Source organism: Dolichospermum sp. DET69 (assembly GCA_017355425.1).
GTDB lineage: Bacteria > Cyanobacteriota > Cyanobacteriia > Cyanobacteriales > Nostocaceae > Dolichospermum.
Genome location: CP070233.1, coordinates 4778296 through 4791752, shown reverse-complemented (window position 1 = coordinate 4791752; position 13457 = coordinate 4778296). Strand labels below are relative to the sequence as shown.

10 protein-coding genes are annotated in these 13457 nt (G+C 39.1%); 7 read left to right on the top strand and 3 right to left on the bottom strand.

The window, feature by feature from the left end; all coding sequences use genetic code 11:
• Positions 1-211: 211 nt before the first annotated feature.
• Positions 212-2881, bottom strand: coding sequence for a DNA topoisomerase (ATP-hydrolyzing) subunit B (gyrB, locus tag EZY12_21925; GenBank protein QSX67343.1), 2670 nt, complete (start codon positions 2879-2881; stop codon positions 212-214).
• Between the two features lie 482 nt (positions 2882-3363).
• Between gyrB and miaA the strand changes: the two genes are divergently transcribed.
• The 4 genes from miaA (at position 3364) to ylqF (ending at position 6444) form a co-directional block, all read left to right on the top strand.
• Positions 3364-4254, top strand: coding sequence for a tRNA (adenosine(37)-N6)-dimethylallyltransferase MiaA (gene miaA / locus EZY12_21920; protein QSX67342.1), 891 nt, complete (start codon positions 3364-3366; stop codon positions 4252-4254).
• Between the two features lie 163 nt (positions 4255-4417).
• Positions 4418-5059, top strand: a complete 642-nt coding sequence (locus tag EZY12_21915; protein QSX70776.1) for an ADP-ribosylglycohydrolase family protein — start codon at positions 4418-4420, stop codon at positions 5057-5059.
• A 77-nt stretch (positions 5060-5136) separates the two neighbouring features.
• The gene (locus tag EZY12_21910; GenBank protein ID QSX67341.1) at positions 5137-5502 is read left to right on the top strand and encodes a VOC family protein; all 366 of its coding nucleotides are present in this window, start codon (positions 5137-5139) and stop codon (positions 5500-5502) included.
• A gap of 60 nt (positions 5503-5562) precedes the next feature.
• On the top strand, positions 5563-6444 hold the full coding sequence (gene ylqF / locus EZY12_21905) for a ribosome biogenesis GTPase YlqF (GenBank protein QSX67340.1): 882 nt from the start codon (positions 5563-5565) through the stop codon (positions 6442-6444).
• Positions 6445-6447: 3 nt separating this feature from the next.
• Here ylqF and EZY12_21900 read toward each other — a convergent pair whose 3' ends face one another.
• A complete protein-coding gene (locus tag EZY12_21900) occupies positions 6448-7668 on the bottom strand; it encodes an efflux RND transporter permease subunit (protein ID QSX70775.1) in 1221 nt (406 codons plus the stop codon).
• 55 nt (positions 7669-7723) lie between these two features.
• Between EZY12_21900 and EZY12_21895 the strand changes: the two genes are divergently transcribed.
• Positions 7724-9037 (top strand): transposase, encoded by a 1314-nt coding sequence (locus tag EZY12_21895; protein QSX70774.1) that lies wholly within the window; start codon positions 7724-7726, stop codon positions 9035-9037.
• A gap of 1018 nt (positions 9038-10055) precedes the next feature.
• On the opposite strand, the gene EZY12_21890 is transcribed toward EZY12_21895, so the two are convergent.
• The gene (locus EZY12_21890) at positions 10056-10748 is read right to left on the bottom strand and encodes a hypothetical protein (GenBank protein QSX67339.1); all 693 of its coding nucleotides are present in this window, start codon (positions 10746-10748) and stop codon (positions 10056-10058) included.
• Between the two features lie 1073 nt (positions 10749-11821).
• Here EZY12_21890 and EZY12_21885 point away from each other — a divergent pair.
• Together EZY12_21885 and EZY12_21880 are read left to right on the top strand one after the other, a co-directional pair.
• Positions 11822-12076, top strand: coding sequence for a hypothetical protein (locus tag EZY12_21885; protein QSX67338.1), 255 nt, complete (start codon positions 11822-11824; stop codon positions 12074-12076).
• 671 nt (positions 12077-12747) lie between these two features.
• Positions 12748-13050: a hypothetical protein gene (locus EZY12_21880; protein QSX67337.1), complete on the top strand. Its 303-nt coding sequence runs from the start codon at positions 12748-12750 to the stop codon at positions 13048-13050.
• Positions 13051-13457: the final 407 nt, after the last annotated feature.

Sequence of the window (13457 nt, the reverse complement as noted above, 5' to 3'; positions counted from 1 at the left end):
TGTATCCTGATTAATCTTTGCTTGTAGATAATATCTAATTGGGTTTTATAAGCATAGCAAATGCTTTCCCTCTTTGTGGAGAAAATTTCTGATTTTTAGGGAAAAAGTTATGGAAAGGGGGAACAGGGGAGGTAGAGGAGTAATTACCAATTACCAATTACCAATTACCAATCCCTAATTACCAATCCCCAATTACCAATTACCAATCAACTTAGATATCTAAATCTGTCATATTCAGTTTAGAACCATAGGTTTCAATGAATTCCCGACGGGGTGCGACACGATCACCCATTAAGATGGTAAAAATCCGATCAGCTTCGGCTGCGTCTTCAATTTCCACTCGTTTGAGGGTACGAGTTTCAGGATTCATGGTGGTTGTCCACAGTTGTGCAGGCATCATTTCCCCCAAACCTTTAAAACGCTGAATGGTATAATTAGCATTGCTGGGAAGAGTACCAAGGTGCTGTTGCAATTCCCGTTCGCTATAACAATACTGGTAATTTTTGCCCCGTTCTACTTTGTAGAGTGGAGGACAAGCAATATAGATGAATCCTTGTTCAATCAGCGCCCGTTGATAACGATAGAAAAATGTTAATAACAGCGTGCGGATGTGCGCTCCATCTACGTCAGCATCAGTCATTAAGACTATATGATGATATCGTAATTGCGCGGCGTTGAATTCTTCACCTTTGACACCTAAACCAAGTGCCGTAATTAACGATTGAATTTCGTTATTTTTATAGATTTTGGCATCGTCGGTTTTTTCGATGTTAAGAATTTTACCACGAAGCGGGAGAATTGCTTGGGTACGGCGATCGCGTCCTTGCTTGGCGCTATTGTGAACAAATACACCACTAGCTAAGGCGAAGTTATGGGTTTCAGGAACTTCGATATCGTAAACATCCACCTGTTCTGCTAACCGTTCAATACTGACAATGCGGTGGTTGTAATTAGCAACAGCTTCATAAGCTAAGGCTGGATTACCTTCAAAGTAACGTTGACAGAAACTATCAAACCGTAATAAAGACTTGTCTTTTGTCTGTTTTCGATAGGTGTTATAAACTTCTAAATCAAGCTTACCTTGCTCAACTTCAATCTGCTTGAGGACAGTAATCGTTTTGCGATAGTAGGTTTGCTGCAAAGTAGCATGATGTTGGGCGCGAAATTCAGGTGTCCATTGCTGCCAAGAATCAGAACGGGGATTCCAAACCATTTCATAGCCATTAATGGTAATCCCTGGATTGTTTATATCAGATATTTGCTGATATAGAGGCATGAGGGAATCATCAGGGGTTAAAAATGCAGCTTGCTTATAGCTGCCATCGCGTAACATAAAGCGATGATCCGGTGTGCAAACAATTGTTTCACCATTATCTAATGTTACTTTGATGACTTCAGCATTGGCTTTAGTCATACGGGGATTAATAATCCGTTCTACCCCAATAGTGCCATTATTCCGAATGGTATAGCAAAAATGCTCTTTGCCGATTGCTTGTTCGGCGACGATTTCTTTAAAACTGAGCGATCGCCCATCAACTAATGCTACTAATGTATCACCATGAAAACAGCCACCGGCAGAATCGCCTTCTACGATGTATATTTCCGATTCAGCAGGATCACGAGAACTACAATCTGCTAATTTACCAGGTAGCGGCGAAGATTCTAATACCGATTTCCGGCGGACTAATTCCCGTGCATGACGGGCAGCTTCAGCGGCTTTAAAGGCTTGAATAGCTTTGTCTAAAATGGAATCAGCTATACCAGGATGAAAGTCTAAATACTCCGTGAGGACTTCACCGACAAAAGAATCAACGATACCGCGAACTTCTGTATTTCCTAGTTTAGTTTTGGTTTGTCCTTCAAATTCAGGATCTACGACTTTGACAGAAATTACAGCGGTTAAACCTTCGCGAACGTGTTCACCACTGAGGTTAGATTCACCTTCTTTAATTTTGTTCCGTTTGCGAGCCGTCGCATTTAATGTCCGAGTTAAAACTGCTTTTAAACCTTCTAGGTGTGTACCACCATCAATAGTCCGAATATTATTAGCAAAGCCGAGGACATTATCTGTGTAAGCATCAGTACACCACTGGAGAGCAACTTCTACTTGGACGTTGTTGCGTTCCCCCTGGACATAGATAATTTCTTCATGGAGAGGTTGCTTCTCCCGATTCATGTAGGCGATATACTCTTTAATACCACCCTTGTATTCGTAAGTTTCTATTCTCGGTGTGTCACTTTTCAGGATTTCTAAACGATGATCCGTAAAAATAATTCTGACACCTGCATTCAGATACGCCAACTCGCGCAAACGTCCTGATAAAGTAATGTAATCGAATTCTATGCTGGTGGTAAAAATTTGTGTATCTGGCTTAAAGGTAATAGAAGTACCAGTTCTATCTTCTGCATAAGGCTGTGCTACCAATTCCGTAACGGGGAAACTCCGTTCATACCGTTGGTTATGTACCTTGTGATCTCGCCAAACCGTAACTTCGACAAACTCAGATAAGGCGTTAACTACAGAAATACCGACTCCGTGTAAACCACCGGAAACTTTATAGCCACCACCACCAAACTTACCACCAGCATGGAGAACAGTTAACACTGTTTCTAAAGCTGATTTCCCTGTTTTGGGGTGAATACCGGTAGGAATACCCCGACCATCATCTGTTACGGTGACAGAACCATCAGCATTGATATCCACTTCAACATGGGTACAGTAACCTGCTAAAGCTTCATCAACTGAGTTGTCCACTACCTCGTAAACTAAATGGTGGAGTCCTCGCGGACCTGTAGTACCAATGTACATCCCTGGTCGTTTGCGGACGGCTTCCAGACCTTCCAGAACTTGAATCTGATCGGCACTGTAACTGCTCGTCATGAAAATTCTCCTGATGCTTGGGGTTAAAATCGCCAAAAGGCGAAGAAAGTCAAATCGCCCCAACATTATAACACAAAAGCCTTCCTGCCGTCTGTAGCGCAATTTGATGAGAAGTTTATCTAGGGGATATGATGTGATCTAAAGAGGAGGGCAAGAATATTTCCCCTGAGAGGTTGAAAGAACAAGTCTAATTTATAACCTACCTGGCAACTGGAAGTCGCGGAACCACAGAGACAAAACCCACCTGCGTGGGTTAAAAAACTTTGATTTTTCATTAGTCCACGTATCCCTTACGGGATCGAAGGAATAGATAGACTTTGCTTGTGTAGTAGCGAATTATATTCGCCAAAAACTTTTCAAACAATATCTACTGACTAATGAATGGGCGCAGGCCCTGCGCCCCTACTGACTAATGAATGGGCGCAGGCCCTGCGCCCCTACTAACTAATGAATGGGCGCAGGCCCTGCGCCCCTACTAACTAATGACTAAATTAATTGTAATTTGTGGGGCGACGGCGACGGGTAAATCCGGTTTAGCTTTAAGTTTAGCCCAGAGATTGGATACTATAATTCTGAGCGCTGATTCCCGTCAAGTATATCGTGATTTTGATATTGGTACAGCTAAACCAAATATAGCTGAACAAAAATTAGTTCCCCATTATTTAATAGACATCTGCGAACCAACTCAGGTAATGACATTAGCAGATTATCAGGAACAAGCACAAGCTTTAATTGCTAGTTTGGCAGTTAAGCCATTGTTGTTAGTAGGTGGGACTGGCTTATATATCCGTTCCATTGTGCGGGGAATGAAGATTCCTAGAGTATCACCACAACTAGAATTGCGATCGCAATTAGAATCTCTTGGTCAACATCAACTTTATCAAATATTGCAACAAGTTGATCCGATTGCTACCCAAAAAATTCACGCTAATGATTTGGTGCGAACATTAAGAGCTTTAGAAGTTTATTATGCAACTGGTATTCCTATTTCTGAACAACAGGGAGAAAATCCCCCTAATTATCCAATTTTACAAATTTGTTTAGATAGTAATGCAGAACATTTAGATGTGAGAATTCGCAAACGAACTGAACAAATGATTGCCGATGGTTTAGTTGGTGAAGTTGAATATCTCTGCCAAAAACATGGGACTGATTTATCTTTATTAAACACCTTGGGATATCAAGAAATTAAGCAATATTTGACGGGAGAAATTAACTTAGAAGAAGCTATAGATTTAATTGCTTTACATACAAGACAATTCGCAAAACGTCAACGGACTTGGTTTAGACAATCTCCGAATATTGAATATATTGATATGGATAATCCTGATTTATTAGAAAGTATTTGGCGGCGAATAAATGAGTTTATTTGAATCATGATTTAAATCCCACATTCCGCACTTCAATGAGTAGTATACAAAAACTACATTCACGGGTAATTCAAAACAATAGTTCGTAAAAATTACGTTACTATCAAAAAATAAATTATGCACACAAAAATTCTAGCTCTTTTATTGTGTCTAAAAAGCCAGTGAAATAGCTAAATATATTGACCAATTTCGATATATTGAAACCTTCAAATTATACTACGCTGAATATCCAGAACTTGGTTATAGTGATAAATTTCGAGAATGGGCAAAATCCGATAGCACCGAAGCCTACAATAGTTGGGGGAACAGTTCAGCCATGCGGGTTAGTTCCATAGGATCTGTCTTTGATGATCTTAATACTGTATTACAAGAAGCTCAAAGCAGTGCCGAAGTTACCCACAACCATCCTGAAGGCATTAAGGGCGCACAGGCAACCGCAGCCACCATCTTTTTAGCGCGGACAGGGTATGATAAATCTAGTATTAGGTCTTATGTCCAAAAATCCTTTGGCTACAACTTAAAACCTACTTTAGCCGAAATTAGACCAACTTATGAATTCAATGAATCTTGCCTAGAATCCGTTCCCCAAGCTATTACTGCCTTTTTAGAATCTACAGATTTTGAAGACGCAATTCGTAATGCTATTTCTATTGGTGGTGATAGTAACACCATAGCTTGTATTACAGGTAGTATTGCTGAAGCCTTTTATGGTGGTGTACCCCAAGAAATCGCCGAATGGGCATTATCAAAATTAGATGAGCAACTTTGGCAGGTAACTGATAAGTTTATGTCACAATATTATGCTTAATAGGTAATTGGTAATAGAAAATAAATTTTCTGCTGATAGCGCAGCGTAACGTTAGCAATACTTTTGAATTCTCCTATATGCAATATAATAGTATAATCGTTACTATAGCCACAGTTAATTTTGACAATATAGTCAGTTTCTATACTCAATTGCTAGAACAAAAACCGAATAAATTAATTCCCCATATTTATGCTGAGTTTCAACTTGCTGGGTTAAAATTAGGTATTTTTACACCTAAATCAGCAAATGAACCGGAATTTGTCACTAATGCCCAAAGTCCCCTAAGTTTGTGTTTAGAAGTAAATAATTTAGAAACTGCCATATCTCACCTAACATCTTTAGGCTATCCCCCACCCGGAATGACTTGCACAGCTTCCCACGGAATAGAAATTTACGCTTATGACCCCGACGGCAACCGTTTAATTTTACATCAATCAAAGTAATAGGGAACAGGGGGAAATATTACCAATGACTAATGACTAATAACTAATGACTAATAACTAATGTCAATAACACAAAATTACAAATTAAATCTGATTCAATGGTATCCCGGACACATTGCCAAAGCTGAGAAAAATCTCAAAGAACAGCTAAAACGGGTTGATGTAGTTTTAGAAGTGCGAGATATTCGTATTCCCATAACCACAAATCACCCACAAATGAATGAATGGGTAGGGACAAAAGCCCGAATATTGGTACTCAACCGAGTAGATATGGTTTTACCACAAGTGCGATCGCAATGGATAGAGTGGTTTAAAAATCGAGGTGAATTTCCATATTTTACCAACGCCCAACATGGTCAAGGTATCACTGCCATTATCAAAGCTGCTCAAGCAGCGGGGATAGAACTGAACCAACGCCGTATAGATAGAGGAATGTTACCTCGTCCTGTTCGTGCTGTCGTGATTGGTTTTCCCAATGTCGGTAAATCAGCTTTAATTAATCGGTTGATAGGAAAGCGAGTCGTAGAAAGCGCAGCCCGTCCCGGTGTTACCCGTCAACTGCGGTGGGTAAGAATTTCAGATGAACTACAATTACTAGATGCTCCTGGTGTCATTCCAGCCAGACTTGACAGCCAAGCCGCAGCTATCAAATTAGCTATTTGTGATGATATCGGTGAAGCGGCTTATGATAATCAACTCATAGCTGCGGCATTCATAGATATAGTTAATGAACTTCAGAAAACACATTCTCATTCATTACCACCACACCCATTTCTTAAACGCTATGATCTCGATTCCATCATGCACACAGGAGAAGACTATTTACAAGCCTTAGCAGAACATCGTTATAAGGGTGATATAGAACGCACAGCCAGACAAATGATCACTGATTTTCGGAAAGGACTTCTAGGTAGTATCCCCTTAGAATTACCACAAATTTAACTGCTAATTTATATCCACACTATTGATGTTTTGAGAATTAGGACTTGCTGCTCTCAATTTGGAGTAGCCATTCCGATTATTTTTGTTTTGGCGATTTAGTTTCTTTCTCAATGATTCCATATAGGTATAAAAAACTGGCGTTAAATACAAAGTCAAAATTTGCGAAAATAACAAACCGCCAACAATCGCAATTCCCAAGGGACGACGCGCTTCTGAACCTGTTCCCGTTCCTAAAGCAATTGGTAAAGTTCCAATTAACGCCGCCATAGTTGTCATCATAATGGGACGAAAACGTACTAAACAAGCTTGATAAATTGCCATTACTGGGGTTTTTCCTGATTGACGCTGGGATTCAATGGCAAAATCTACCAACATAATTCCATTTTTCTTCACAATACCCACTAGTAAAATAATGCCAATAAACGAGTAAAGATTTAATTCCACCTGAAAAATATATAGTGTTAATAATGCACCAAAACCCGCCGCAGGTAAACCAGAAAGAATAGTAATTGGGTGAATAAAATCTTCATAAAGAATCCCTAGAATTAGATAAATTACCACAATAGATATTAGTAATAACCAACCTAAATCTCCAAAAGACTGATTAAAAACCTGTGCCGAACCTTGAAAATTAGTTGTAATTGTGGCAGGAAGAATTTCTTCGGCCAGTTTCTGAATAGCTGCTGTTGCTTGATTTAAAGAAAATTCAGGTAAAGTATCAAAAGATATAGTTGCAGAAGGCAGTTGAGATAGGTGATTAACAGTCAAAGGTGCAACTGTTTGGATTATATTAGCGATCGCACTCAAAGGAATTAATTTACCATTATTTGAGCGCACATAAAGCATAGCTAAAGCATTTGGATCACGTTGATATTCTGGCGTTAATTCTAAAATTACATAAAATTGATTATTCGGACTATAAATAGTAGAAACCTGACTAGAACCATAAGCATAACTAAGAGTTTTTTGTACTTGTGCGGCTGTAATCCCTAAAGTTGCAGCTTTCGCATGATCAACCTGAACTTGTATTTGAGGAGTGCTAAGTTGCAAATCACTATCCACACTTCGCAAACCCGGTATCACTCTAATTCTATTTAATAACTTTGGTAAATATTCTCGCAATTCTTCTATATTTAAACTTTGTAATGTAAATTGATATTGAGAATTAGTTTGTTGTCCACCAATAGGAACTGGACTTTGGACTAAAAAGCTAGAGAAAAGCAGTCAGCAGTAACACTGACTGGCGTAAAGTCAATGAAAGTAATAAATCATTGACATGATGATCCTGACACAACTAGAAAAATTTCGCCAAAGTATCTATGATTCGTTGGGGAAGGCCAGAGATGCAGTATTTGAATTGATGGATGCAGTATTGACAAGTCCAAGTATCACATCATTTGTAAGCTTGTCACAAAGTCCAGTATTTAGACGGCAATGGTCAAGTACTTATGCAGCACTGCATGATAGTCGTCCACCGAAAAGGAAACTAATGAAACTAGTGGTACAAGAGGTAAAGACGGATGAACAGCCATTTCTGGCAGGAGATAATAGCTTTTGGGGACGACCAGAAGCAAAGATACTAAAAGAAAGAACATTTCATGGAGACTCCAGAGGGAGCATAGGTATCGGACAAAGTTATAGTACATTAGCCTGGATACCAGAGAAGGATGGGAGTTGGGCATTACCGTTGAAACATGAACGAATCACTAGCTTTGAAACGCCAGTAAGTAAAGCTGCATTTCAACTCTTACAAGTCACTCGTGAGTTAGGAAAAAGACCCCTTGCAGCCTATGACCGAGGCTATGGTAATGCCAAATTTGTGCAAGCCACGGAGAAGATTGAGGCAGACCTATTATTGCGGTTAGCATCCAACAGATGTGTATGGGGTATACCCGATACTTATAAAGGACGAGGCGCACCTCGTAAGCATGGTCATAAGTTTAAGTTCAATGACCCGGAAACTTGGCCAGAGGCAACTGAAACTTTAGAAGTGGAAGACCCGAAAGTTGGAAAGGTGAAAGTCATGCGTTGGAGTGGATTTCATTTCCTTCAATCCCCAAACCGGGCAATGGAAATCATCCGCGTCGAGATACTCCAACCAGTCGGACGCAATCGTCAGTTTCAACCCTTATGGCTGGCTTGGTTGGGTCAGACAATGCCTGCATTAGAGGATCTCTGGCACAAATATTTACGCCGTTTTACTCTAGAACATTGGTATCGTTTTGCGAAGCAAAGGTTACATTGGACACAGCCTCAACTTAGCTCAACTCGGGCAGCAGAACGATGGAGTGACCTAATGCCCCTGTTAACTTGGCAACTATGGTTAGCTATATCTGCCTGCATCGACTCCCCATTGCCTTGGCAATCAACTCAGGATACACTATCTCCAGGGCGTGTAGCACAAGCTTTTCCTCTAATTTTAGCTGTTATTGGCACTCCTGCCCAACCCCCCAAAACTCGCGGTAAATCACCTGGTCGCCCCCAAGGACATCAGCCACCTCCACGTCCCCGTTATCCTACTGTCAAAAAACACCCATCTAAAAAACCTAAATCAGAAGAAACACTTAAGAACGCTGACCTAACTGCTGCTTAGTTTCTGCTTCTTTTTCGACGATTCAACAACACTGGGCCTCTCAAGGATGTTGGGTAATTTTCTCTTGCCTTCTTTTCATTGCTGCTAAATGCCAGTTAGTCCAAACTCAAGTTCATAGTCAAATCCTTCCTTGTATTAAGTGTTTACCAGAAAAATTGCAGATTCTTCTAACTTTTTCTATGTCAGATTATTCTGCAATCAGCTTTTGTCAAGTCTGTGCGATTGAACCACCGATTAATCGAAAAATTCAGATGTGCGATTGGGACTATTGCCAGTGTGTAGTTTACCGCCGTAGGTATCGCATAAAATCATCGTGTTACTGATTAAACGAATCTAACCTTGCAGATTTCTCAATTAGATTCCAATCTTCAGGCTTCTTTCTTTGGTTGAGGAGATAAGAACAGTGTTCACCAATTCTCCTGTAATAATACTCACTAGTAGTATTATTTGCATCATTAATGGCGGAATCTCGAATTAAACGCCACCAGTCTGCACGCCCCGTATTACTTAGGAGCCACTCACAATGAGCAGCAATTCTCTTTTGGTAATAAGGTTGGTTGGAAATTGGTAGAGAAGCGATCGCATTTAACCTGATCTGCTCCCATAAAGGTTTCTCACCTCTCAGATTGTACTCACAATGTTCGGTCGCTCGTTTGTAATAAGTGTCACTACTGGTGTTTCCTGCATCGTTGGTAGCGGCATTTCGGATATCTGACTACAGAGAAGCACGCCCTGTAGAGTTAAGCGTTGCCTTACAAGAAGCAGCAACGCTTTCGTAGTATTGTGTCTTGTTTTGGGCTGAAGCTTCTAAAACTGGTGTAAGAGCCAATACCAATCCTACAATGGGAAGCAAGCAATTTAATTTTTTATTGTTCATTTTTTATCCGTTTATCTTCAGACTTTAATGTTTTGAAACTTCAGAACTAGCTATCCTAGAGAATCTACAAATGATTCCTGACAGCCAAACATCAATCTAATTAGTGCTTACAAGCAAATTTTTTGGCAATAAATATTCAATTTATCGATCAATTTTCTGCACTTTAAAACTTGAACCATTGGATGCCATAGTAATATAACCAGTATTTTCAGGATATTTATATGAAAATCTAAGTCCTGTCGCACCAGTTCGAGCAAAGTCCCCAGCGACTATCTCGCCAATCATGTCAGGATTCATATTACCTGCTCCACTCGTCCACCACGGATTCAAACTGAAACCACGTCCATTAGAGGTAAAAACAACAAAACCTACGTTAGAGTTGCCATAGTCATACATACAGGTAATATCCGTCCTTCCGCTCCCTGAAAATAGACCAGTGAGACATCTTCCGCGTGTACTACTGAAATTAAATTCTCCATCTCCTGAATCAAACCACACGACACCATCGACAAGAATCTGTATTCTGTTACGCCCCAGATCGTGTATGATTGCTTCCTGTTGTCCTCCTGTTCCACGGAAATTGCCAGACAGTCTTTTGACAATAGAGGATTTGGTAGGTCGTTCTGGAGGAGAAGCGCAAATACCAGCCCTTTCGCACAAATCTTTTGCATTAGCTGGTGACTGAAATACTCCAAAATTGAAGCCAATACTTAAGAATACTAATCCTGCTGTTGTAATGCTTCTCAAGACGATCTTTGCTTTCATTGAAGTTGAGGATATGAATATTGCTTCATCAAATACTTTAATATTTAGTATGAGGTTTAACAGCAGCATATTTACGTAAAATTTTTTAATAAATAAAGCTTATGGGGGTAAATATAGCGAGCGTGTTACCAGAGGCAAGTAGTACAAAACCTCAGTTTGTAGTAAGTACCTGGACAGAATTAATTACATATTATTTATTTACCAATCCTTTGCCCATTAAGGATTTCAGTCCAAATGTTTGTGTAATTAATTTTGTCTCATTACTTATGACAGAACATGGCTAAAACCTTTATTCTTTCGTTCCATCCTTGTGGTTATTTTGGCTGATAAGTGCGAATTAGGTCTAGATGATTTTATCGGAAACGATAACTGAAAAGTATATGCAGTAATACTTTCAGTCTATCTTGCCTCTCATGACACGCTCGCTATATCTACCCCGTTTCCCTGTTCTTCATTTAAAACGCCTCTTAATTGTTGAGAGGCGTTTCGCTTATCAGCTTAGTGAGAGACAAATAAGTTGTATTTATCGTAGCAAAAATATATCTAATTGGCAATAGATACGCTATCCTACAAGGGTTTCTAGTCTTAATATTCATTACGAAAACTTCATTTTTAGAAGAATTTAATTATCTTTATTTTTCACTTGCCAATCAATATTTTATTGATTACACTTGCACAGGTGAGAGATAAATTAAGGTAAAAAATGACAGCCCAAGTAATATAGCAACGCTTTCCAGACCATCTTGCAGGTTTTTACTTCTATCTCGGCTCAATACCTTATCCGCCTGACAAGTCAGGTGTATGGAGATTAGATTGAATTCAGTTCAAACATATAGTTACACTAGAAGTCTCAATTTATGAGTTTAAATAAATCTCAAAGAACACGAAGCTGCTTAATACGATGGGTGTCAGCAACAACACTTTTAACTGCGGTTATTCTTTCTTCTGTTTTCGCAAATAAGGCAGAAGCAAATCACTGTGGTTTTTTGGACTTTACGGGCAACTGTATCCATGAATCGTCAGGTAGTGAGATTGGCGGACCCTATTATTCTAATCCTTTGAAATCCGCTCATCCCCCTCAGAATCCTAACTCTAGCAGCTCCCACTTGACTTGTAGGAATATCTCTATTAATTCAAACATTTTGAGTGCCGAATGTGATAGAGGAGGCGGTTCTTATGTTCCGACTTCCATAGGTCTAAGAGGCATCTGGAACCGTAATGGAACACTACAAGAAGATCCAAATACTAACTCTAGTAGCTTCCAGTTAAGCTGTAGAGATTTGTCTATTCAAGGAAATGTATTAAGTGCTTCATGTGATAACGGTAATGGCGCAGTAATTCGCTCTCAACTAAGATTAGGAAGAATCTGGAACGATCATGGCACCCTTCGGTACTGATTATCTACCCAAGTTAAGCGCATCTTAACAATCATTGACAAAATCAAGATTCCATGAAACGCAAATCCCACAAAGCTTTTGATGCTGTCGCCTTGTCAAAATTTTATCTATTGGAGAGAGAAAGATTTACGTAAAACCTTCTTGAGTGCGATCGCCGATCTTGTAGGTTGGGTTGAAGTAGGGGTCAAGCCGGGATAAGGCTAAAATGGGACACGATGTAAAGTTTTGTAAACGCAATGCTCAAAACCATTGATTTTTCGTTCTTTACTCATTGTTTTAATACTTTCCCAATTTGGGAGTAGCACTAAAAATAATCATTAACGGAAAATTTTAATGTACTAAAGGTATAAAAAGTAGATTTTGCTCTGCAAAATTTCAATTGCTCCTCTATCATTTATGAAGAAATTAGTAAATCAATAAAGCACATTCTGAAACATTTATTTACATCGTGTCCCATTTTACCCTTATCCCGGCTTGACCCCTAAAAGAACCATTTAGACCCTATCTTCCGCACCCTCAACTGTCACAATCGGTTTTTACTGTTTTTTATGATGAAATGAGGATGTATTATATACCGAATCTCAATGAATTAACGCATACATGATGCCGACAAGGCATAATTTGTATCCAAAAATCAAGTGATAATACTATGTGACACCCCAGGGTGCGGAATGTGGGTTAGACCTAAAACATCTGAAGAGGTGATCACTTTCTTAGGGATTGAAAATATTTTAAATGGTGAGGAATACTGGCAAGAGCAACTAGAAATTAAAGGTATAGATACCAAAATTAAAGATAATTTTGAGTATTTTAAATCACTGGGAATTAGTTTTAAAGGTATGAAAGATACGGCTGTAAGTAGATTCAATCTTCTTCTTCCCTGGTTAGGTTACAAGGGGACTATGCAAAACAAAACCATTAAACAATCCAATGGAGTTGGCGTTAATTGTGACTTGCACCATAAAGTGAGCTAAAAGCTCATTTTATGCTTCTCTTCTCTTTAAAGTAGAGAACTAATCTTATCCATGTAATACACGGAAAAACGTCAAATTAACGGTGTATTACATGGAAATGTTGTTGTGCGGAATCATCGCTTAATATGCGTTATGGAAATCCCATTGTTTTTTGAGAGCGATTCATTGCAATAATAGATGATAAGCGTGTGTTTTCCTTTATCTAGCAACACTTTTGGATTGCTACTACATAAGACGAGATTGCTGATTACTAATGTTTCTGAAGCATAACATGGTTACTTTGAACCATATCTTAGTATTAAAGTTGATAATTCTCCTGTTGATTGAGGGTTATTTACTTCTATTTTTGTTAGACAGAGTTTTTAAAACTCAGGTTTATTTTATGGTGCAAAAAATCAACTCTGGCT